The organism is Pseudofrankia inefficax (assembly GCF_000166135.1).
In the GTDB taxonomy this organism is placed as follows: Bacteria; Actinomycetota; Actinomycetes; order Frankiales; family Frankiaceae; genus Pseudofrankia; species Pseudofrankia inefficax.
Map to the genome: position 1 here is coordinate 2,386,757 of NC_014666.1, position 22,081 is coordinate 2,408,837.

The 22,081-nt window shown below is 73.1% G+C and carries 16 protein-coding genes; 14 read left to right on the forward strand and 2 right to left on the reverse strand.

Features of this window, described 5'->3' with window-relative positions:
* Positions 1-322 precede the first annotated feature (322 nt).
* Positions 323-1,123: a thioesterase family protein gene (locus tag FRAEUI1C_RS09730; protein ID WP_013423123.1), complete on the reverse strand. Its 801-nt coding sequence runs from the start codon at positions 1,121-1,123 to the stop codon at positions 323-325.
* A 133-nt stretch (positions 1,124-1,256) separates the two neighbouring features.
* On the opposite strand from FRAEUI1C_RS09730, the gene FRAEUI1C_RS09735 reads away from it, so the two are divergent.
* The 10 genes from FRAEUI1C_RS09735 (at position 1,257) to FRAEUI1C_RS09780 (ending at position 17,158) form a co-directional block, all read left to right on the forward strand.
* Positions 1,257-2,684: a bifunctional folylpolyglutamate synthase/dihydrofolate synthase gene (locus FRAEUI1C_RS09735; RefSeq protein ID WP_013423124.1), complete on the forward strand. Its 1,428-nt coding sequence runs from the start codon at positions 1,257-1,259 to the stop codon at positions 2,682-2,684.
* A 193-nt stretch (positions 2,685-2,877) separates the two neighbouring features.
* A complete protein-coding gene (ndk, locus tag FRAEUI1C_RS09740; RefSeq protein ID WP_013423125.1) occupies positions 2,878-3,294 on the forward strand; it encodes a nucleoside-diphosphate kinase in 417 nt (138 codons plus the stop codon).
* A 681-nt stretch (positions 3,295-3,975) separates the two neighbouring features.
* Positions 3,976-5,007 (forward strand): rod shape-determining protein, encoded by a 1,032-nt coding sequence (locus FRAEUI1C_RS09745; protein WP_013423126.1) that lies wholly within the window; start codon positions 3,976-3,978, stop codon positions 5,005-5,007.
* 338 nt (positions 5,008-5,345) lie between these two features.
* A complete protein-coding gene (gene mreC / locus FRAEUI1C_RS09750; RefSeq protein ID WP_049806864.1) occupies positions 5,346-6,308 on the forward strand; it encodes a rod shape-determining protein MreC in 963 nt (320 codons plus the stop codon).
* A gap of 4 nt (positions 6,309-6,312) precedes the next feature.
* Positions 6,313-6,861 carry a rod shape-determining protein MreD gene (gene mreD, locus FRAEUI1C_RS09755; RefSeq protein ID WP_013423128.1) on the forward strand — a complete coding sequence of 183 codons (549 nt, stop codon included), beginning with the start codon at positions 6,313-6,315 and terminating at the stop codon, positions 6,859-6,861.
* Positions 6,858-9,167: a penicillin-binding protein 2 gene (mrdA, locus tag FRAEUI1C_RS09760; RefSeq protein WP_013423129.1), complete on the forward strand. Its 2,310-nt coding sequence runs from the start codon at positions 6,858-6,860 to the stop codon at positions 9,165-9,167. The genes mreD and mrdA overlap by 4 nt, the downstream gene beginning before the upstream one ends.
* A 91-nt stretch (positions 9,168-9,258) precedes the next feature.
* Positions 9,259-10,491, forward strand: a complete 1,233-nt coding sequence (rodA, locus tag FRAEUI1C_RS09765) for a rod shape-determining protein RodA (RefSeq protein ID WP_013423130.1) — start codon at positions 9,259-9,261, stop codon at positions 10,489-10,491.
* 45 nt (positions 10,492-10,536) lie between these two features.
* Positions 10,537-12,507, forward strand: coding sequence for a TIGR03960 family B12-binding radical SAM protein (locus FRAEUI1C_RS09770; RefSeq protein ID WP_013423131.1), 1,971 nt, complete (start codon positions 10,537-10,539; stop codon positions 12,505-12,507).
* Positions 12,488-13,231 carry a TIGR03936 family radical SAM-associated protein gene (locus tag FRAEUI1C_RS09775; RefSeq protein WP_013423132.1) on the forward strand — a complete coding sequence of 248 codons (744 nt, stop codon included), beginning with the start codon at positions 12,488-12,490 and terminating at the stop codon, positions 13,229-13,231. Before FRAEUI1C_RS09770 ends, FRAEUI1C_RS09775 begins: the two co-directional genes overlap by 20 nt.
* Positions 13,232-13,465: 234 nt before the next feature.
* Positions 13,466-17,158 carry a ribonuclease E/G gene (locus tag FRAEUI1C_RS09780; RefSeq protein WP_013423133.1) on the forward strand — a complete coding sequence of 1,231 codons (3,693 nt, stop codon included), beginning with the start codon at positions 13,466-13,468 and terminating at the stop codon, positions 17,156-17,158.
* 205 nt (positions 17,159-17,363) lie between these two features.
* Here the strand turns inward: FRAEUI1C_RS09780 and FRAEUI1C_RS09785 are convergent, their stop codons facing one another.
* Positions 17,364-17,879 carry a hypothetical protein gene (locus FRAEUI1C_RS09785; protein WP_013423134.1) on the reverse strand — a complete coding sequence of 172 codons (516 nt, stop codon included), beginning with the start codon at positions 17,877-17,879 and terminating at the stop codon, positions 17,364-17,366.
* 560 nt (positions 17,880-18,439) lie between these two features.
* Between FRAEUI1C_RS09785 and rplU the strand changes: the two genes are divergently transcribed.
* The 4 genes from rplU (at position 18,440) to proB (ending at position 22,042) form a co-directional block, all read left to right on the forward strand.
* Complete coding sequence (gene rplU / locus FRAEUI1C_RS09790) at positions 18,440-18,757, forward strand: 50S ribosomal protein L21 (protein ID WP_013423135.1); 318 nt, start codon at positions 18,440-18,442, stop codon at positions 18,755-18,757.
* A 5-nt stretch (positions 18,758-18,762) separates the two neighbouring features.
* Positions 18,763-19,026, forward strand: a complete 264-nt coding sequence (rpmA, locus tag FRAEUI1C_RS09795) for a 50S ribosomal protein L27 (RefSeq protein WP_013423136.1) — start codon at positions 18,763-18,765, stop codon at positions 19,024-19,026.
* Positions 19,027-19,167: 141 nt separating this feature from the next.
* Positions 19,168-20,925, forward strand: coding sequence for a GTPase ObgE (obgE, locus tag FRAEUI1C_RS09800; RefSeq protein WP_013423137.1), 1,758 nt, complete (start codon positions 19,168-19,170; stop codon positions 20,923-20,925).
* 1 nt (position 20,926) lies between these two features.
* The gene (gene proB / locus FRAEUI1C_RS09805) at positions 20,927-22,042 is read left to right on the forward strand and encodes a glutamate 5-kinase (RefSeq protein WP_013423138.1); all 1,116 of its coding nucleotides are present in this window, start codon (positions 20,927-20,929) and stop codon (positions 22,040-22,042) included.
* The last annotated feature ends 39 nt before the right edge of the window (positions 22,043-22,081 follow it).

The window sequence follows — 22,081 nt, forward strand, 5'->3', positions numbered from 1 at the left end:
GGGGAGAAGTCTGTGGTGGGCGCTTGTCCAGGGTCGGGATTTGGGCCGGGTGCCGCTTCGCCTGGCGAAAGGCCACCACTTCCGGGCTAAGATCGCTGTTTTGGCCCTCTAGTGGTTGTGTTGGGGCCTGGCTCGCGACCACTGGAGGGCCGAAACGGCGATCATCGGTCCGCGCGCGGCGCCGACCGGGCGCTGGCGCGGACCCGGTTGGCCGCCACCGCCACCGCCCGCTGCGTCCGCCGGTCGGCGTCGGCGCGTGCCGGGTTCGACGCGCGATGCCCGCGGCGCGATCGCCCAGGCCCGGGGGACGGGAGTCGGCCCGTCAGGGCTTGGGGGCTCGGTAGCCGGCTAGTTGGCGGGCCTGGGCTACCAGGCGGTCGGCGGAGTCCCAGACCTCCACGTCCTCGTCCAGCCAGCCGTCGTCGATCAGCTGGGAGCGCTGGACGACGCGCAGCCAGCCCGGCGCGGGGGTGCCGCGCAGCAGCGCGGTCAGCTCGACGGTCGGCACCCAGCCGAACAGGCCGAAGTCGAACGTCGTCGGTGGCAGCGCGTCCGCGGCGAGCAGCAGGAACAGCGCGTCGGGCTCGGATCCGTCCCGCGGCCGCACCCAGCCCCGGATCTCGGCGGCACCGCGCGGCTGGCCGTACGCCCAGCCGACCGTCGCCGGGTCGAGCCGCACGTCGACCTTGTCGTGCAGGTTCTGCCGGAACGGGTTGTCCGGGCTGGCGACGTCGACGCAGTCCTCGGGCGCCGGCAGCGTCGGGGCACTCTCCCGTTGGAAGACGGGCACCGACTCGGCGGGTGCCCGACCGGTGGTCGTGAGCGTCGCCATGATCGGCTGGTCAGCCTGGCAGAGGTCGACGGCGGCGACCGCCGTAGACCGACCGGCGCGCAGCATCGTCGGCGTCGCGGTGACCGGGGCGTTCGCGGGGGAGCGCAGGAAATGCGCGGTGATCGACAGCGGATGATCCCGACCGGTCACGCCCAGCGCGATCCGCGCCGCGAGTGCCAGCAGGTAGCCGCCATGCGGATGACCACCGATGTCCCACCCCGGCGCGACCTCGGCGGTCCATCGGCCGGATTCGTCGACCGTCGCCGCCGTGGCCTTCTCGAAGTCACCCACGGCTGCCCACGCTAGCCCGGACCCGCCGGAAACGGACCCGACGTGGCAGCCCTCACCCCGGAGGATCCCCCCGGCCTGGGCCGCCTGGCTCGCGTCGGGCGGTGGCCGGTTGGCCGGCGGATAATCTTCGGGAGTGACGGACAACGGACGAGACGGCTGGCGGCCGGCGAACGAGGACTCGGCCGACGAGGCTGACTTGGCTGACGAGGCCGACGAGGCCCGGGAGGCCGACGAGGCCCGGGATACCGGTGCCGAGCTGGCGCGGGTCGAGAAGGCGCTGGCCGGACGCTTTCCGCACAAGATGATCCCCGACCTGGACAGGATTCGGGACCTGGTCGACCTGCTGGGCCATCCCGAGCGGGCCTTTCCGGTGATCCACCTGACCGGCACCAACGGCAAGACGTCGACCGCCCGCATGATCGACTCGTTGCTCGGCGGCTTCGGCCTTCGCTCGGGCCGGTACACGTCGCCGCACCTGGAGAGCGTCACCGAGCGGATCAGCATCGATGGTCGGCCGGTGGGCGCGGAGGTGTTCGCCCGCGCCTACGACGATGTCGCGCCGTACGTCGAGCTGGTCGACGGCCGGCACGCCGAGCGGGTCACGTTCTTCGAGCTGCTGACCGCGATGGCCTTCTCGGCGTTCGCGGACGCGCCTGTCGACGTCGGGGTGATCGAGGTCGGCCTCGGCGGGACCTGGGACGCCACCAACGTCGTCGACAGCCTCGTCCAGGTCGTCACGCCGATCTCGCTGGACCACCGGGAGCTCGGTTCGACCGTCGAGGAGATCGCGACCGAGAAGGCCGGCATCCTGCGTCCCGAGGCCGTGGCCGTCCTGGGCCAGCAGCCGCTCGGCGCGGCCAGGGTGCTCGCCGCGCGGGCCGAGGAGCTGGGCACGACGCTGGTGCGCGAGGGCCTGGAGTTCGGGGTGGCGCGCCGGAAGGTCGCCGTGGGCGGCCAGCTGCTGACGCTGCGCGGCCTCGCCGGCGACTACGACGAGATCTTCCTGCCGCTGCACGGTGAGCACCAGGCGCACAACGCGGCCTGCGCACTGGTCGCGGTCGAGGCGTTCCTGGGCGGTGGGGCGAATCCGCTGGACCTGGAGCTGGTCCGGGCCGGGTTCGCGTCCGCGTCGTCGCCGGGGCGGCTCGAGGTGGTCCGCCGGTCGCCGACGATCGTGCTCGACGGCGCGCACAACGTCGCCGGCACGCAGGCGCTGGTCGCGGCGCTGGCCGACGGGTTCCAGTTCGACACGTTGGTCGGCGTGGTCGGGGTGCTCGCCGACAAGGACGCCCACGCGATGCTCAGCGTGCTGGAGCCGGCGTTCGACTCGATCGTCCTCACGCAGAGCTCCTCGCCGCGGGCGCGATCGGCCGACGAGCTGGGGGCCGTCGCGGTCGAGGTGTTCGGCGCCGACCGGGTCGAGGTCGCGCCCCGGCTGGACGACGCGATCGACGCGGCGGTGCGGCTGGTCGAGGAGGGCGCCGAGCTGGGAGGCGGCGGCGTCGTCGTGACGGGCTCGCTCACCATCGTCGGCGAGGCCCGCCACCTGCTGGCCCACTGACGGCCGGTGGCGGCAGATCGGCGGCAAGAGTGGACAGGGTAAGTTGGCGCCAAGCACCGTGGGTTATGTCGACCCTGTCCGCGCTGGCGGCGGGCGGCACCTGCCACCCATGAGGCGGCACCCGCCACTCAGGACCGTTCACCCACGAACAGTCCAAGACACGAACAGTCCAAGACACGAACAAAGGAGTCCAGTGTCCGCTGAGCGCACCCTCGTCCTGGTCAAGCCCGACGGCGTCAGCCGCGGCCTTGTCGGGGAGGTCATCAGCCGGCTCGAGCGCAAGGGCCTGACCCTGGTCGCCGCCGAGCTGCGCACGCTGGAGAAGGCGACCGCCGAGACCCACTACGGCGAGCACGCCAGCAAGCCGTTCTTCGGCGAGCTCGTCGAGTTCATCACCTCCGGCCCGCTGGTCGCGCTGGTCGTCGAGGGGCCGCGCGCGATCGAGGGCACCCGGGGCCTGATGGGCGTCACCGACCCGGTGAAGGCCGTGCCCGGCTCGATCCGCGGCGACTACGCCCTGGAGATCGGCCAGAACCTGGTCCACGGCTCGGACTCGCCCGAGTCGGCCGCGCGGGAGATCGACCTGTTCTTCCCCGGCCTGAAGGGCTGACCGAGCCCGCAGCCTGGACGCCCGCCCGGACTCTCCGGGCGGGCGTTTCACATTCCGGGGGTGAGCGCCCGGCCGCGTCGGCGTGGCCGCTGGCGCCGCCGGCCGGACGGTTCGGCGGGGTACGCGCGGCCTGCTGGCCAGGGGGCGCGGCGAGGTGTGCCGGCCGGGCCGGGCCGGTCCCGGTCTGGGCCGGATGGGTGCCTCGGGTGGCGCCGGGCGGGATGCACCGTCGGCACCATGGGTGACACGGTCCCGGCGGGCCTGCGGCCTGTCGGTGGGGCGGTCTAGGCTTTCGCTGTCACCGCCGAGAGCGGGCCGGTCATCCCGGTCACTCGAAGAACTGGTGGCTTGCTCACCCCGGTCACTCGTCATCCCGGTCGGCCGGACCGCCAGGTCCGCCAATGCCGGGCCGTCGAGAAAACCGGGCAATCGGGTTACCAGCACGCTGGTGGTGGAAACTCGCCGCAGTCCTCGCACGTTGCTCGTGAAACCCTGCAATCTGTTAGTCGTCGCGATTCCGTCGCGCCGGGCGCATCCGGCGTGGATCGCGGCCCGTGAACACCCCTGAGCCTGAAGAACCCTGATCGTGTTCGAGGTCGCGGGGCCGGTTCAGGCGGGCCCGGCATGCCCGGACCCGGCGCACGGCACCCAGACCGCATCTCCGGGAAGGTCGGCCCGACGATGTCCAGTTCCCTGTCCTTCCTCGGCCGTGACATGGCGGTCGATCTCGGCACCGCCAACACGCTCGTCTACGTGCGCGGCCGGGGCATCGTGCTCAACGAGCCGAGCGTCGTGGCGATCAACACCACCACCACGGGCATCCTCGCCGTCGGGACCGACGCCAAGCGCATGATTGGCAGGACGCCGGGCAACGTCGTCGCGGTCCGCCCGCTCAAGGACGGCGTGATCGCCGACTTCGAGACCACCGAGCGGATGCTGCGCTACTTCATCCAGAAGGTGCACCGCCGCCGGCACTTCGCCAAACCCCGGCTGGTGGTCTGCGTGCCGAGTGGCATCACCGGCGTCGAACAGCGCGCCGTGAAGGACGCCGGCTACGAGGCCGGCGCCCGTCGCGTCTACATCATCGAGGAACCGATGGCCGCGGCCATCGGCGCTGGCCTGCCGGTTCATGAGCCGACCGGCAACATGGTCGTCGACATCGGTGGCGGCACCACCGAGGTCGCGGTGATCTCGCTCGGCGGCATCGTGACCAGCCAGTCGATCAGGATCGCCGGCGACGAGCTGGACACCGCGATCATCTCCTACGTCAAGAAGGAGTACTCGCTGATGCTCGGCGAGCGCACCTCCGAGGAGATCAAGATGGCGATCGGCTCGGCGTACAAGCTGCCCGACGAGCCGAGCGCGGAGATCCGCGGCCGTGATCTCGTCACCGGGCTGCCGAAGACCATCGTCGTGACGGCCGAGGAGATCCGCAAGGCGATCGAGGAGCCGGTCAACTCGATCATCGACGCGGTCAAGGTGACCCTCGACCGTTGCCCCCCGGAGCTCGCCGGCGACGTCATGGACCGCGGGATCGTGCTCACCGGCGGCGGCGCGCTGCTGCGCGGCCTGGACGAACGGCTGCGCAACGAGACCGGCATGCCGATCCACATCGCGGACAATCCGCTGCACTCCGTAGCCATGGGCTCGGGCAAATGCGTCGAGGAGTTCGAGGCTCTTCAGCAGGTCCTCATCTCCGAGCCCCGGCGTTAGTAGTCCGCGAGCAGGGTTCGCCGCGTCGCCGTTGGGCCCGGCCGGATTTCGTGGGCATTTCGGCGCCGACCGGACAACGGTTCCTCGAAATCGGTGGGGACCGGGAACGCTCGCGGGGTGTGGTTCGTCCGTGCCGGCGAACGCTTGCCGCGATCGTCGGGAGCCTTGCGTCCGAAAGGCGTGCGGCGGCGGCGATTCGTCACGGGGGATGGCCGGGCTGGGGGGTGCCCGGGGCTCGCGGCCGCCCGGCGGCCGTGAGTTCGGCGGCCGTGACTTCGGCGGCCGCGGGTAGGGCGCCGTCCCGGCAGCGCGTCGGGTGAGGGGAGTGAGGGGTCGTCGTGGGTCGTGACCTCAGGCGGTCCCGGGTGGTCGTCGCGGTGCTGCTCGTCCTCACCTTCCTGCTGATCACGATCGACTATCGGACCGGGGAGAGCAGCGGCGGGCCGCGCGGGTTCCTGCACGGCGTCGTCGGCGGGGTCGAGGGTGGCGTGACCGCGGTGACGCGGCCGGTCGGGCGGACCCTGTCGTCGCTCGCGCACCCGAACCGGTACCACGACCGCGCCGACCGGCTGGAGCAGCAGAACGCCGCCCTGCGCCGCCAGCTCGCCGACCAGGGCGCGGTCACCCAGCTGGCCGGGCAGCTCTCGGCGTTGCGGCTGCTCGCCGACAAGGGCCAGTACACGATCGTGCCGGCCCGGGTGGTCGCGATCGGCGACGTCAGCGGCACCGACTGGACCGTGACCGTCAACGCGGGCCGGGCCGACGGTCTGGCCGTCGACAAGATCGTCATCAACTCCAGCGGCCTGGTCGGCACCGTCGTCTCGATGACCGAGCACACCGCCGTCGTCCGGCTGTTCTGCGACCCGCGCAGCCGGATCGGCGCCCGGCTGGAGGGCACCCAGCTGCTCGGCGCCGTCGCCGGGGGCTCCGGCCCGGACAAGCTGGTCTTCACGCTCTACGACGCCTCGTACCAGGTGAAGCCGGGCCAGCGGCTGGTCACGTTCGGCAGCCTGGACTATGTCGCCGGGGTGCCGATCGGCGAGGTCACCAAGGTGACCGAGGTCAGCGGCCTGTCCCGCACGGCCGAGGTGAAGCCGTTCGTCTCGGTGGGCTCCCTCGACCTGGTCGGCATCGTGGTCGGCAAGCCGGCGACCGACCCCGGCGACCGCGTGCTGCCGCCGCGGGCGGTCCCGGCGACGCAGGCGCCCGCCGCGCCGCAGGCCGCCGGGCCGCCGAACGGCGCTCCCACCGCGAACCCGTCCGCCCCCAGCGCGGCCGGCACGCCGGCCGGGGCGCGGTGATGCCATGACCGTCCAGCTGTGGGAGCCGGAGAGCGACGCGGACACGATCCACCCGCCGACCTTCGCGGCGGTGACGTTCGTGCTGCTGGTGGCCGTGATCGCCCAGGTCAGCGTGATCGCCCGGCTGCCGCTGCCCGGCGGGGGCCCGGATCTGGTGCTGATGCTGCTCGCCACCGCCGCGCTCGTCCTCGGGCCGGTCAACGGCGCGGTCCTCGGCTTCGTCACCGGCCTGTTCGGTGACCTGCTGTCCACCCATGTGCTCGGCCAGACGACGCTGGTGTTCCTGCTGGTGGGCTACCTCGTCGGGCTGGTCGCCGACGCGACCGAGCGGTCCGCCGTCATCGCGCTGGCCGCGGTCTCCGGCGCCGTGGCCGTCGGGATCGTCGCGGATGTCGCGGTGGCGGCGCTGCTGGGCGCCGACGGGTTGTCGAGCCCCGGCCACACGGTCGTGCGGGCGCTGGCGGCCGCGCTGTACGCCGCGCTGCTCACTCCGTTCCTGTTCCCCGTCTTCACCGCCGGGGTACGCAGGACCAAGCGGGTGGGGCGCCGATGAACGACGGGGTCCGCCTGCGCCTGGTGATCCTGCGCGTCCTCGCCGTCTCCCTGCTGGTGACGCTGGGCGCCCGGCTGTGGGTGCTGCAGGTGCTCGACGGGGCGCACTACCGGCGGGTCGCCGAGGACAACCGGGTGCGCGAGGTGGTGACGCCCGCGCCGCGCGGGATGATCCTCGACGACCAGGGCGCGGCCCTGGTCCGCAACCGCACCTCGCTGGTCATCTCGGTGAACCGCTCGACCACCGACCGCCAGCGTGACGGTGGCAAGGCGGTGTTCGAGCAGCTGTCCTCGGTCATCGGCATGTCCGTCGCCGACATCGAGAAGAAGATCCGGTTCTGCGGGCCGAAGGTGCCGCAGCCGTGCTGGACCGGCTCGCCGTACCAGCCGGTCCCGATCGCGAAGGACGCCACTCCGCAACAGGCGCTCGCGATCATCGAGCATCCGGACCGCTTCCCCGGCATCACCGCCGACCTGGAGGCCGTCCGCGAGTACCCGTTCGGCCCGCTCGCCGCGCACGAGCTCGGCTACCTGGCCCCGGTCAGCCAGAGCCAGCTCGACCAGCAGACCGCGCAGCTGAAGAAGGACGGCAAGCCCAGCTCCGACGGGACCTACCACCTCAACAGCCTGGTCGGGGTCGCCGGCCTGGAGTCGGTCTACGACACGGCCCTGCGCGGCGTCGACGGCGTCCAGGACCTGGAGGTCGACCGGTTCGGCCGGGTCTCGGGCACCGCGTCGAACACGGCGCCGATAGCGGGCGACAACGTGGTCCTCAACCTCGACCAGGGAGTCCAGGCGGCTGCGGAGCAGGCTCTGCGGGCCACGCTGGACAAGCTGCCGGGTGACGCGAAGGCCCGGACGGCCTCGGCGGTGGTGCTCAACGTGAAGACCGGCGGCGTGATCGCCCTGGCCAGCCTGCCGTCCTACGACCCGTCGGTGTTCGTCGGGGGCATCTCCCAGCAGGACTACCAGTCGCTGTCCGACCCGGCGAACGGCATCCCGCTGCTGTCCCGGGCCTACCAGGGCACCGGCCCGGCCGGCTCGACGTTCAAGATCGTCTCGACCGCCACCGCGATGGGCCTGCTGGGCGCCAAGCCGGACCAGAAGTTCCCGTGCTCGCCGACGCTGCAGATCGGCAGCCAGACCTTCCACAACTTCGAGGGCGAGTCGGCCGGGCCGATCACGCTGCACCAGGCGCTGGTCATCTCCTGTGACGTGATCTTCGACGGGTTCGCCTACGACGAGTGGCTGCGCGACGGCGGCCTGCGCAACGGCAAGGGCCCCTACCCGCCGGCCGCCGAGAACTTCGTCAAGATGGCCAGGGAGATGGGCTTCGGGTCGAAGTCCGGCATCGACCTGCCCGGGGAGAGCGCCGGCGCCGTCGTCGACCGGGCGCAGGCTCAGCAGATCTGGAGCGAGCTGAAGGACTCCTACTGCCGCCGGGCCAAGAACGGCTACCCGGAGGAGAAGGATCCGGCGACGGCCAAGCGCTACCAGCAGTACGCCGCCGAGGCCTGCGTCGACGGCTACCTGTACAACGCCGGCGCGGCGGCCCAGTTCGCCATCGGGCAGGGCCAGTACCTCTCGGTGAGCCCGTTGCAGCTGGCCGTCGCCTACGCCTCCGTGGCCAACGGCGGGACGGTCTACGAGCCGCAGCTGGCCAAGGCGATCGTCGCGCCGGACGGCACGGTCGTGAAGCGGTTCGCCCCGGTCGTCAAGAGCAAGGTCGACGTGCCGCCGGATGTGCTCGGCTACATCCGCGAGGCCTTGCACGGCGTCACGACCGAACCCGGCGGCACCGGCACCGGCGTGTTCGCCGACTGGCCCAGCAACATCATCCCGATCGGTGGCAAGACTGGCACCGCCGAGGTGGAGGGACACCAGGACACCTCCTGGTTCGCCTCGTTCGCCCCGGTGAACGACCCGCAGTACGCCGTCGTGGTCTCCGTTCCCGACTCCGGCCAGGGCGCGATGTACGCCGCCCCGGTGGTGAAGTCGATCTACCAGGCGATCTTCGGCGTGGGCCGGCCGGCGGCGCTGCCGGGTGGGCTGCCGCCCGCCAGCCTGCCGTCGGTGGTCCATGACGCCGGGGCGATCGCGGCCCCGCAGGCGAACGGTCCGGCCGGTGCCGTCCCGCCGGTGGCGGCGGGCGCCCTGCCGGACGCCGCGGCGCCAGGCGCCGCCGGGGGAGCGGTGCTGCCGGCGGCCCTGCGCGCGGGGCCCGCGGCCACCGGCGGGCAGCCGGCCCAGGTGGGCGTCACGTCGGCCGGCGGCCCGCGCGCGCCGCCGTCCAGCGGCGCCGGGTAGCCGGCGCGGCGCACCGGCCGCGTCGGCCGCCGGGCGCGGCCAGACGCACGCCAGCCAAGGCGATCTGCTCGGGCGGAACGGAGGAACGGCCATGGACGAGCTGGGTTCGACGGCGCTGCGGTCGTCTCCGGTGGCGCTGCGCGGCAAGATCGGCCAGTTGCGGGACCGGGCCTCCGGGCGGCACTCGCCGCTGCGCCGGCTCGACTGGCTGCTGCTGGGCGCCGTGCTGGCGCTCGCCGTCATCGGCGCGCTGCTGGTCTGGTCGGCGACCAGCGAGCGGCTCTCCGTCGCGGGCGGCGACCCGAAGTCGTTCCTCAAGCGTGACCTGCTGAACCTGGCACTCGGCCTGGTGCTCGCCACCGGCGCGATGCTGCTCGACTACCGGCTGCTGCGGGCCTACGCGCCGTTCGTCTACCTGGGTTCGCTGGTCGGGCTGATCGCCGTCCTCGTCGTCGGCAGCACGATCAACGGCGCCCACTCCTGGATCGTGCTGCCCGGCGGGTTCGAGCTCCAGCCGTCCGAGTTCGCCAAGGTCGCGCTGATCGTCGGCATCGCGATGATCCTCGGAGAGAAGCGCGACAGCCGGGACGGGGTGCGCGCCGCCCGCCCGGGTGACGTCGACGTCCTCGTCGTGCTCGGCCTCGCCCTGGTCCCGGTCGGCCTGATCATGCTCCAGCCCGACTTCGGCACCGTGATGGTGCTGGTCTTCGTGATCCTCGGGATGCTGGCCGTCGCCGGCGCGCCCCGCCGGTGGGTGCTGGGCCTGTTCGTGGGCGGGGTGCTGCTCGGCGCGGCGATCATCGGCTTCCACCTGCTCAAGCCGTACCAGGAGGCGCGGCTGACCTCGTTCGTGTCCGCGAACGCCGCGACGGACTCGACCACCGGGTACAACGTCGACCAGGCCAAGACGGCGATCGCCAACGGCGGCTTCTTCGGCCGGGGCCTGTTCCACGGCCAGCAGACCCAGGGCCAGTTCGTCCCCGAGCAGCAGACCGACTTCGTCTTCACCGTCGCGGGCGAGGAGCTCGGCTTCGTCGGGGCCGGCGGGGTGCTGCTGGCGTTGGGCGTCGTGCTGTGGCGGGCGCTGTCGATCGCCCGGGACTCCGATGACACGTTCGGTGCCCTGATCGGCACCGGGGTCGTGTGCTGGTTCTCCTTCCAGACCTTCATCAACGTCGGGATGACGTTGGGGATCATGCCCGTGACCGGTCTGCCGCTGCCGTTCGTCTCCTACGGCGGCTCGTCGATGTTCGCCCAGATGATGGCCATCGGCCTCCTGCAGAACGTCCGGCTTCGGTCCCGTACCGACCCCTATGCCCTGTGAGCGCGGCGATCGTGGGGAACCGGCGGCCCGGCTAAGCTGGGACGCATGTCTGGACAGTCGCTGTTCCCGCGTCTGGAGCCGCTGCTGCCCAGGGTGCGCAAGCCCGTGCAGTACGTCGGTGGCGAAGGCAACTCCACGGTCAAGCCCTGGGAGCCGGCCGCCGTCCGCTGGGCCCTGATGTACCCGGACGCCTACGAGGTCGGTCTGCCCAACCAGGGCATCCAGATCCTGTACGAGATCCTCAACGAGCAGCCGGACGTGCTGGCCGAGCGGACCTACGCCGTGCTGCCCGACCTGGAGGCGCTGCTGCGCGAGCACGCGGTCCCGCAGTTCACCGTGGACGCGCACCGCCCGGTCGGGGACTTCGACATCCTCGGCGTCAGCTTCAGCACCGAGCTCGGCTACACCAACCTGCTCACGGCCCTCGACCTCGCCGGCATCCCGCTGCTGGCCGCCGACCGGACCGACGAGCACCCGCTGGTGATCGCCGGTGGGCACGCGGCCTTCAACCCCGAACCGATCGCGGACTTCCTCGACGCGGCCGTGCTCGGCGACGGTGAGCAGGCGGCCCTCGACATCACCGACGTGGTCCGCGCGTTCAAGGCGGCCGGCTCGCCCGGCGGGCGCCACGAGCTGCTGGCCAGGCTGGCCCGGCGCCGGCTGGTCTACGTCCCGGCGTTCTTCGACGTCAGCTACGGCGCCGACGGCGCGATCGGCGCGGTCACCGCGAACCGGGACGACGTGCCCGCCCGCCCGGCCAAGCACACACTCGGCGACCTGGACTCCTGGCCGTACCCGAAGGCCCCGCTCGTGCCGCTCGCGGAGACCGTCCACGAGCGGATGAGCGTCGAGATCTTCCGGGGCTGCACCCGGGGCTGCCGGTTCTGCCAGGCCGGAATGATCACCAGGCCGGTGCGGGAACGTTCCCTCGACACCATCGGCGCGATGATCGACACCGGGCTGACGGCGTCCGGCTTCTCCGAGGTCGGCCTGCTGTCGCTGTCCAGCGCCGACCACAGCGAGATCGGCGAGCTCGCCAAGCAGCTCGCCGACCGCTACGAGGGCACCCAGACCTCGCTGTCGCTGCCGTCCACCCGGGTCGACGCCTTCAACGTCACCCTGGCCAACGAGTTCTCCCGCAACGGCCGGCGCAGTGGCCTGACCTTCGCGCCGGAGGGCGGGTCGGAGCGTCTTCGCAAGGTCATCAACAAGATGGTCAGCGAGGAGGACCTGATCCGCACCGTCAGCACCGCGTACGCGCAGGGCTGGCGGCAGGTGAAGCTCTACTTCATGTGCGGGCTGCCGACCGAGACCGACGAGGACATCCTCGGCATCGCGGATCTAGCCCGCGAGGTCATCCGGGCCGGCCGCAAGGCGAGTGGCCACCGCGACATTCGCTGCACGGTGTCCATCGGCGGGTTCGTCCCCAAGTCGCACACCCCGTTCCAGTGGGCGGGCCAGGCCTCGTGGGAGGTCACCGACCAGCGGCTCAAGCTGTTGCGGGACACGGTCCGCGCCGACCGGGAGATCGCCCGCGCCGTCGGGTTCCGCTACCACGACGGCCGGCCGGGGATCATCGAAGGCCTGCTGGCCCGCGGTGACCGCCGGGTCGGCCGGGTGATCGAGCGGGTCTGGCGCGAGGGTGGCCGGTTCGACGGCTGGAGCGAGCACTTCTCGTTCGAGCGCTGGGAGGCCGCCGCCGCCGCCGAGCTGGAGCCGCTGGGCGTCTCGCTGGACTGGTTCACCACACGTGAGCGCACGGAGCGGGAGGTGCTCCCGTGGGACCACCTGGACTCCGGGCTGGACCGCGACTGGCTCTGGTCGGACTGGCAGGACGCCCTGCGCGAGTCCGAGCTCGACGACTGCCGCTGGACCCCCTGCTACGACTGCGGGGTCTGCCCGACGATGGGTTCCCAGATCGAGATCGGCCCCACCCAGCGCAAGCTGCTGCCGATCAGCCCGGTTCCCCCGCTGCCGGAGAGGAAGGTCGAGGCCGGTGCCGGCTCGGCGTCCTGAGGGCCCGCCACCGCCCCCGGCGGTGGTCCGGCTGCGCCTGCGGTTCACCAAGCGTGGCCGGGCCCGGTTCCTCTCTCAGCTGGACATCGCCAGGACCTTCGAGCGCGGGCTGCGCCGGGCCCGGGTGCCGATGGCCTACTCGGCCGGCTTCTCCCCACACCCAAAGGTGTCGTGGTGCGGTGGCACCCAGACCGGGATCGCGAGCGAGGCCGAGTACGTCGAGCTCGCGCTGACCGCGGACGTCGACCTGGAGGCCCTGCGGGCCGCCCTCGACGCGGCGCTGCCGCCCGGCCTGGACGTGACGGGCTGCGCCGTCGCCGCAGGTGGGCCGCTCGCCAGCCGGATCGAGGCGTCCCGGTGGCGGATCCGTTTCCCGGGCGTGCCCGTGGCCGACCTCACGGCCGCCGTGACCGCGCTGCTGGCCCGCGAACGGGTCGAGGTCGAGCGCACGACGAAGGACGGCCGGCGGACGATCGACGTGCGTGGGGCGGTGATCTGCGCCGTTTGCCGTGCGGAGAGCCACGACTGTGCGATACTGGAGATGGTTGTGCGGCACACGACGCCCGCTGTACGACCAGACGACGTGTTGACCGCCCTCGGCGTGGTCGCCGTTTCACCGCTGACGTTTCCGGTCCCGCCGGAGCCAACCAGGCTCGAGCAGGGACTGATCCGGGCGGACGGAACGCTGGCCGACCCGCTGCTGGCGGCCCTTGCTGAAAGCTGACCTCCGGTCAGCCTCGGCGGGCCGTGATGTCTGCCTGGGGGGACGAGAACCTCTGGGCCCCCCGAAGGGGGCGCGGACTACAGCGATCAGGGCCGGTTGTCGCGTCGACTCACGGCTTGATGCAGGGCGTCGCAGGATTACGGCGGGCTTACCCGCCGGACGAGACAGCGGCTTCTGTGCGGTCGCGACTGCCCAACTGGCGGCGCGCCCGGGAGCCCGGAGGCTTTATATCCCGTGCCCGACGACACTTTGACTCCCGGCGACGACAACCTGACAGCGGCCGCGGCGGAGGAATCCACCGCTGCGCCCCGGCGCCGCCGCGCGGCTGGCCGGCCCGCCGGCCCACCGGCCGAGCTGTCCCCTGACGTCGCGACCACCGCCGTCCCAGCCGTGACCGACGAGGCGGACGAGGCTCCGGTGACCGCCACGGCGGCCCCGGAGCCGGCGCCCGCCGAGCTCGCGTCCACCGAGACGGCCCCCACCGACACCGCGTCCACCGACACCGCGTCCACCGAGGACGGGTCCACCGAGACGGTGTCCGACGAGGACGCGCCCGACGAGGACGTGACCGGGCAGGGCGAGGTCGACCAGCCGGCCAGCCCGGCCGTGACCGAGGCCGACCAGCCGGCTGCGCCGGTCGCGGGCGGGTCGGTCGAAACCGCCCCGGCCGCCGAGCCGGAGCGCAGGCCCCGCACCCGTCGAGCCGTTCGCGCGGTTCTCACGCCGACCGTCCCGCTGGAGCCGGCCGCCGCGCGGCCTGGCGATGGCGCCGAGCCCGCGGCTGTTCAGCCGAGTGCGACGGCTTCGGCCGACGTGGCCGCCTCGACCGACGGGGCCGGCGAGCCGGCCGAGCCGGCGGCGCCGCCCGCCCGGCGGCGGGCACGCGCCGGCCGCCGCGTCGCGTCCGCCCCTCCGGAGTCACCGGAGACTCCGGCTGCCGGGGAGCCCCAGGAAGCCGCGGTGGCCGCCGCGACCGAGGCCGCCGTTTCCGACACCGCCGTTCCCGACACCGCTGAGGCGCAGCCCGCGGCCGACGCCGAGAGCGCGCCGCCGGCCGAGGCCGAGCCGGCCGCCGCCCCACGTACGCGGCGCCGACGGGCCCGTGCCGCCGAGCCGGCAGCCGTGGCCGAGCCGGCTGAGTCCACTGAGTCCGCCGAGCCCGGCGAGGACGCGGGCTCCGCCGAGCCTGCGGCGCAGGCCGCCGAGCCAGCCGCCGAGCCCGCCGCGGAGACGTCCACCAGGCGGTCGCGGTCGGTGGCTCCGCAGTGGAGCGCGCAGGCGCAGCCGTTCCTGACCGGGTTCGACGCCGAGCCGGCCGCCCCCCGGATGACCCGGCGGCCGATCACCGCCGTGACCTTCCAGGCCCCCGACCTGGCTGCCCGCGAGCCGGCCGCCCCGCGTGGGCGTGACCGCGAGGCGGAGCGGCGTCCCGGCCGGCCCGTCCGGGAGGCCGAGGTCGAGGAGACCGAGGAGCCGACCGCCGTCGTCCCCGCGGAGGAGGAGACCAGCCAGGCCGAGGAGCCCGAGGCGGTCGACGCCGCCGACGCGTCGCTGGACGACGCCGACCTGGCCGGCACCAGGCGCCGGCGCCGTGGCCGCCGTGGCCGCGGCCGGGCGCGCGGCGAGGACGAGCTCGACGCCTCCGAGGCCGAGGACACCCCCGAGGCCGCCGCTGACACCGACGACGCCCGCGCCCAGTCCGACGACGAGGGCGACGAACCGCTCGCGCTGGACACGGACGAAGAGGACGAGGACGAGGACGATCGCGCCGGCTCGCGTCGCCGTCGCCGTCGCCGCAGGCGGGCCACGACGGGCGAGGACGCCTCCGGGGCGCCGGACGACCCGCCGAACACCGTCGTGCACGTCCGCGAGACCCGGCGCGACGACGACCTGGTCCGCGGCGTCAGCGGCTCGACCCGGCTGGAGGCCAAGCGCCAGCGCCGGAGGGAGGGCCGGGACAGCGGCCGGCGCCGCCCGCCGATCGTCACCGAGGCGGAGTTCCTGGCCCGCCGCGAGTCGGTCGAGCGCCGGATGCTGGTCCGCCACGCCGGTGACCGCACCCAGATCGCGGTCCTCGAGGACGGCGTGCTCGTCGAGCACTTCGTCACCCGGGCCAGCTCCGCGTCCTACGCGGGCAACGTCTACCTCGGCCGGGTCCAGAACGTGCTGGCCAGCATGGAGGCGGCGTTCGTCGACGTCGGCAAGGGCCGCAACGCGGTCCTCTACGCCGGCGAGGTCAACTACGACGCCTCCGGCCTGGAGGGCAGGCCGCGCAAGATCGAGCAGGTGCTCAAGCCGGGCCAGTCCGTGCTCGTCCAGGTCTCCAAGGATCCGATCGGCCACAAGGGCGCCCGGCTGACCAGCCAGATCAGCCTGCCGGGCCGCTACCTCGTCTACGTGCCGGACGGCCAGAACGCCGGGATCAGCCGCAAGCTGCCCGATGTCGAGCGCTCCCGGCTCAAGAGCATCCTGAAGAAGATCACCCCCGAGGACGGTGGCGTGATCGTGCGGACCGCCGCCGAGGGCGCGAGCGAACAGGAGCTCGAGCGCGACATCGAACGCCTGGCCGCGCAGTGGGAGGACATCTCCCGCAAGGCGCAGAAGGCCTCCGCGCCGGCCCTGCTCTACGGCGAGCCGGACCTCGTCGTCCGAGTGATCCGGGACATCTTCAACGAGGACTTCACCGAGCTGCTCGTGCAGGGCTCGGGCGAGGCCGAGCAGATCGAGAGCTACGTCGACCTGGTCGCTCCGGACCTTCGCAACCGGGTCCGCCGGCACGTCGGGACGACCGACCTGTTCACCGAGTACCGCGTCGACGAGCAGCTCGCCAAGGCGCTCGACCGCAAGGTCTGGCTGCCCTCGGGTGGCTCGCTGGTGATCGACCGGACCGAGGCCATGACGGTCGTCGACGTCAACACCGGCAAGTTCACCGGCAAGGGCGGCAACCTCGAGGAGACCGTCACCAAGAACAACCTCGAGGCGGCCGAGGAGATCGTCCGCCAGCTGCGGCTGCGCGACATCGGCGGCATCATCGTCATCGACTTCATCGACATGGTCCTGGAGAGCAACCGGGAGCTGGTGCTGCGTCGGCTCACCGAGTGTCTCGGCCGGGACAGGACCCGCCATCAGGTCGCCGAGGTGACCAGCCTCGGGCTCGTCCAGATGACCCGCAAGCGGGTCGGCCAGGGCCTGCTGGAGGCCTACAGCGAGCCGTGCGCGCACTGCAACGGGCGCGGGGTGCTCATCCACCTGGACGGTCACCACGCCCAGGCGCCTGTCCCGCCGATCCCGGCACCGCCGCTGCGCCGCGCCGGCCGGCGCGGCTCGGCCGGCGCCGCACCGGCGGCCGAGCTGGACGAGTCGATTCTCGGCGAACCCGAGGGCGTCGACGAGCGGACCGCGAGCCTCGCGTCCGAGGACGAGGCCGCGGGCGACCGTGACGGCGGCCGCGCCGCCGTGGAGACCGGCGAGGCCGGCACGGCGCGGGAGGGCCGGCGCACCCGCCGGGCCCGCCGGGCCGCGACGAGTCCCGTCATCGCCGTGGCGGACACGGTCAGCGTCGAGGCGGCCGGGCCCGACGGCACAGCAGCGCAGGCCGGGGCGCCGGTCACCGAGTCCCACGCCACGGGCTGGCCGGGCGGCATCGCCGGGGCTGGCCAGCACGAGGCGGCCAGCGGCGAGCCCGCTGGTCTCGGCTGGCCGGTCGCCAACGGGTCTGTCGTGCCGGTGGAGAGTGACCACAAAGCGGGCGTGAACGGCGCGAGCGCCGACGACGCGGGGCCGACCGTGTTCGCGAACTCCGCCGATCCGGACAGCGCCGCGGTCGGCTCGGAGTCGGGCGGTGGCCGTGGCCGCCGGCCGCGCCGGGCCTCGCGCCCGGTCGCGAAGCCGGCCGAGTCGGTCGAGGCGACCGCCTCCGCCGAGTAACGACTGCCCCGCGAGTCACCGCGCAAGTAGCGGCGGAGCGCGGAGCACTGATGCCCTTGCCCGAGCCGGGGCCAGCCGAGTCAGGCTGGTCCCGGCAGAGGCGCGCGTGAGCGAGGACTGTTGATCGCGATTTTGGCCCTCTGGTGGTTGTTGGTTGGGCCGTAACGCGACCCTGGGAGGGCCGAAACGGCGATCGTGGCTCGTCTCAGGCGACGTGGCGTCCGATTCGTGGGCCCGGCGCGGCTGCCGGGCGTTCGCGGCGCAGCGGCCCGCGCCGGCCCAGGCCCAGGCCCAGGCCCAGATGGTGAAGCCGGCCGGCCGCGGAAGTGGTTCCGGAGGCCGGTGGCGCGGCGTCGGCCCTGGGCGAGGGGTGCCCGGCGGTGTCGCGGCGGGACAGGGCATCGTGGCCGGCCTCGGCGAGCATCCGGTCGAGGATCGCGCGGGACTGGTGCAGCGCGCCGTCCACCGCCGCCCGGGCACGATCCTGATCGCCGAGCTGGAGCGCGTAGGTGGCGACGACGAGCGTCTGCACCAGGTCGTCCTGGTCGCCCAGGTGAGCGGCCGCGTCGCCCTGCCTGGTCGCGCTGATCGCGGCCGAGAGCCGGGCCGCGATCACCGGCCCGTGCAGCATGAGCCAGCAGGCCAGCGGAACCGCCAGAAGGGCGACGAGCGCGACTGTGCCGGCGACCCAGGCCACCGTCTCCCACGCCGCCTCGGTCATCGCCCTGCCGCCGTGTTCATGTCCGTCCTCCCCGGCCCGCCGGACACCTCCGTCGTAGTCTCCATGGTTCCCCGGCGCGTAGATCGTGGCCATGACACGTCTGGATCACCCGGGTGTGATCCGCCGCTAGGCCCGGAGTCACCCGGCTGGACCCGCCGATGTACCCATCTGGACTGGCTATCAACGCAAAGTAACCAGGAAAGTGGGCAGCTTCCGCGACGTGTGGAGTTCCGTCATCGAGAGGCTGCGACCCGCGCGGAAGGTCGACACCGGCGGGAGTCGATCGAGCGGTGGCGGTGCGCACCAACGGTCCAGCGACCTGTAAGGTGGAGCGACACGGGGTAGGTTTGGTGCCCACTCCGAACGGGCGTGTGCCCGCTACCAGCGTGATGTCAGGTTCAGGCGCCGTCAGGTCGAGGTGCCGACCGGTTGAGGTGTTACCGACCGGGCGAGCGTCTGGAGCGAGGCCGCCGCGCACGGGTCGTGGGGCGCCCTGAGGAGATCAGCTCGCGCGACGGTCGGTTGATGTGGCGCGCGGGCCACAGGAGCAGGGAGAACTGGTGTACGCGGTCGTTGCCAGCGGTGGCAAGCAGCACAGGATCGCCGTCGGCGATGTGGTCGATGTCGAGCTTCTGCCGGGTGAGCCGGGCGCGGCCGTGAACCTGAAGCCAGTGCTTCTGGTCGACGGGGAGTCGGTCACCACCGACCTGGCCGCCTTGGCCGCGGCCGAGGTGACGGCCGAGGTCGTCGGCATCGTCAAGGGTCCGAAGATCCGGATCCACAAGTTCAAGAACAAGACCGGCTACCACAAGCGGCAGGGTCACCGTCAGAAGTTCACCCGGTTGAAGGTCACCGGCATCGAGACCAAGAAGGCCTGAGCGAGATGGCGCACAAGAAGGGCGCGAGCTCCTCGCGCAACGGTCGTGACTCCAACGCCCAGCGGCTGGGCGTCAAGCGGTTCGGTGGCCAGTACGTGAAGGCGGGCGAGATCCTGGTCCGCCAGCGCGGCACGCACTTCCACCCGGGCGCGCTGGTCGGGCGCGGCAAGGACGACACGCTGTTCGCCCTGGCCGAGGGCCACGTTCAGTTCGGCACCCGCGGTGGTCGCCGGGTCATCAACGTGCTCGCGCTCGAGCCCGCGGCCTAGTTTTCGTTCGCGCCGAAGCCGCGCTGGGCACGGGGACCGTTGCCTGGCGCGGCTTCAGTCATGTCCGGGCTCCCGCGCGCGAGACCGCGGACGCAACCGTAGTACCGGCCGCAGGGCTGGCAGACCAGGAGAGGCCAGGCAGTGCCGACGTTCGTCGACCGGGTGGTTCTGCACGCCGCCGCCGGTGACGGCGGGCACGGGTGTGCGTCCATCCACCGGGAGAAGTTCAAGCCGCTGGGCGGCCCTGACGGTGGCAACGGTGGCCGCGGTGGCGACATCCGCCTCGTGGTCGACCCGGGCGTGACCACCCTGCTGGACTTCCACTTCCATCCGCACCGGCGGGCCACCAGCGGCCGGCCGGGCCAGGGCTCCAACAAGAGCGGCGCCGACGGCGAGGACATGGTCCTCCCGGTGCCCGACGGCACGGTCGTGCTCACGCCGGACGGCGACGAGATCATCGACCTCGTCGGGCTGGGCAGCACGTTCGTGCTCGCTCAGGGCGGCCGCGGCGGCCGGGGGAACGCGGCACTGGCGTCGTCCAGGCGCAAGGCGCCCGGGTTCGCCGAGCTGGGCGAGCCGGGGGAGAGCCTCGACGCCGTCCTCGAGCTCAAGTCGGTCGCCGACGTGGCGCTGGTCGGCTACCCGAGCGCCGGCAAGTCGTCGCTGGTCTCGGTGCTGTCGGCGGCCAAGCCCAAGATCGCCGAATACCCGTTCACCACACTGGTGCCGAACCTGGGCGTGGCCCAGGCCGGCGACCTGCCGCCCTACACCGTCGCCGACGTGCCCGGCCTCATCCCGGGCGCGAGCCAGGGCCGCGGCCTGGGGCTGGAGTTCCTCCGCCACATCGAGCGCTGCTCGGTGATCGTCCATGTGCTCGACTGCGCCACCCTGGACCCGGGCCGGGACCCACTGTCCGATCTGGACACCATCGAGCACGAGCTGGCGGCGTACTCGGCCGATCTCGCCGGCAGGCCGCGTCTCGTCGTCCTCAACAAGATCGACGTCCCCGACGCCCGTGAGCTCGCGGAGATGGTCACCGCCGACCTGCGGTCCCGGGGCCTCGAGGTCTTCTCGATCAGCTCGGCGACCCGGGAGGGCGTGCGGCAGCTGTCGCTGTACCTCGCCGGGATGGTCGCCGAGCACCGGCGCTCGACGCCGGTCCAGGCGGCGACCCGGATCGTGCTGCGCCCGAAGGCCGTCAACGAGGTCGAGTTCGCGGTCCGCGCCCTCGACGGCGGGTACGTCGTCACCGGCGCGAAGCCGTTGCGCTGGGTCCGTCAGACCGACTTCACCAACGACGAGGCGATCGGCTTCCTCGCCGACCGGCTCGCCCGGCTCGGCGTCGAGGCAGAGCTCGCGAAGCTCGGCGCCGAGGCAGGCGCCGAGGTCACGATCGGCGACGTCACGTTCGACTGGGAGCCGACGCTGTCCGGCCGCGGGGCCCTCGCCCAGTACGCGACCAGCCGGGCCGAAGCCGAGACCGCCGGGGTCGCCACCGTCGGCGGCAGCGGCGCCCGGCGCGCCACCGAGCCCGTCATGGGCCCGCGCGGCACCGACGACCGGCTGCGTACCTCCGTCCGGCTGACCCGCGCCGAGCGGCTGGCCCGCCGGGCCGGGGTGGCCGTCGACGAGGACGAGGCGGATGCCGCGTTCGCGTCCGCCGCCGAGGGCGACGAGGTCTTCGTCGACGAGGACGGTGTCGTCACCCGAGCCGTCCCGCGGGACGCCGGCTGGGACGACGCCGTCTGGAACGAGGACGACGACGAAGACGAGGACGACGCGGACTGGGACGACGACGCCACGGGTGACGACGGCCCGACGGTGGTCTGGGTCGGCGACGACGGCCAGGAGACGCCCGGCGCTCCCGCCACAGCCGCCCGGGACGAGGACGAGAGCTGACGTGCGTTCGTTCGTCCAGAGCGCGCAACGGGTCGTCGTCAAGGTCGGGTCGTCGTCGCTGACCAGCGCCGCCGGCGGGCTGGACGCCGAGCGGCTCGGCGCGCTGGTCCGAGCCGTCCGCCCGCTGGCCGGCGGTCGGCTGGTCCTGGTGTCCTCCGGCGCGATCGCCGCCGGTCTCGCCCCGTTGGGCCTGTCGCGCCGGCCGCGTGACCTCGCGACGCTGCAGGCGGCCGCGAGCGTCGGGCAGAGCGCGTTGGTGCACCAGTACGCGGAGGCGTTCGGCCAGTCCAGCCACCAGGTCGGCCAGGTGCTGCTGACCGCGACCGACGTGGTCCGGCGGGCCCACTACCGCAACGCCCGCACCGCGCTCGACCGCCTGCTGGAGCTCGGCATCGTCCCGATCATCAACGAGAACGACGCGGTCGCCACCCAGGAGATCCGGTTCGGCGACAACGACCGGCTCGCCGCGATCGTCGCCCACCTGGTCTCCGCGGACCTGCTGGTGCTGCTGTCCGACGTGGACGGCGTCTACGACGCGAACCCCCGGCTCGGGCCGGCGAACCTGGTGCGCGAGGTCCGCTCGGACGCCGACCTCGACGGCCTGTCCGCCAAGGGGACCGGCACGGCCGGCGTCGGCACCGGCGGGATGGCGACGAAGATCGATGCCGCCCGGATGGCGGCGTCCGGCGGGGTCACCACCATCGTGACGTCGACGGCGAGGGCGGCCGAGGCGCTGACCGGCGCCGAGGTCGGCACGGTCTTCTACCCGACCGGCCCGCGCCGTGCCGCCCGGCTGCTCTGGCTGGCGCACGCCACCGCGCCGATGGGCCGGCTGCACCTGGACGCCGGCGCGGTCGCCGCGGTGGTGGGGCGCAGCGCGTCCCTGCTCCCCGCGGGCGTGACCTCGGTGGACGGTGACTTCTCCGCCGGGGACCCGGTCGAGCTGGTCGACCCGACCGGGCGGGCCGTCGCCCGCGGGCTGGTCGCCTTCGACGCGGACGAGCTGCCCGGCATGCTCGGGCGCGGCACCGCCGAGCTGGCCGCCGACCTGGGCCCCGGCTACGACCGCGAGGTCGTCCACCGCGACGACCTCGTCCTCCTGCTGCCCTCCCGCTGAGAGCGACGGCCAGGGCCGACCGAGGAGGGACGGCACCCG

What these genes read in the sequence shown, in the direction of transcription:
- FRAEUI1C_RS09745 (WP_013423126.1), top strand. Translation starts at nt 3,976, where the DNA reads ATGTCCAGTTCCCTGTCCTTCCTCGGCCGTGACATGGCGGTCGATCTC.
- mreD (WP_013423128.1), top strand. Translation starts at nt 6,313, where the DNA reads ATGACCGTCCAGCTGTGGGAGCCGGAGAGCGACGCGGACACGATCCAC.
- mrdA (WP_013423129.1), top strand. Translation starts at nt 6,858, where the DNA reads ATGAACGACGGGGTCCGCCTGCGCCTGGTGATCCTGCGCGTCCTCGCC.
- rodA (WP_013423130.1), top strand. Translation starts at nt 9,259, where the DNA reads ATGGACGAGCTGGGTTCGACGGCGCTGCGGTCGTCTCCGGTGGCGCTG.
- FRAEUI1C_RS09770 (WP_013423131.1), top strand. Translation starts at nt 10,537, where the DNA reads ATGTCTGGACAGTCGCTGTTCCCGCGTCTGGAGCCGCTGCTGCCCAGG.
- FRAEUI1C_RS09785 (WP_013423134.1), bottom strand. Translation starts at nt 17,879, where the DNA reads ATGACCGAGGCGGCGTGGGAGACGGTGGCCTGGGTCGCCGGCACAGTC.
- rpmA (WP_013423136.1), top strand. Translation starts at nt 18,763, where the DNA reads ATGGCGCACAAGAAGGGCGCGAGCTCCTCGCGCAACGGTCGTGACTCC.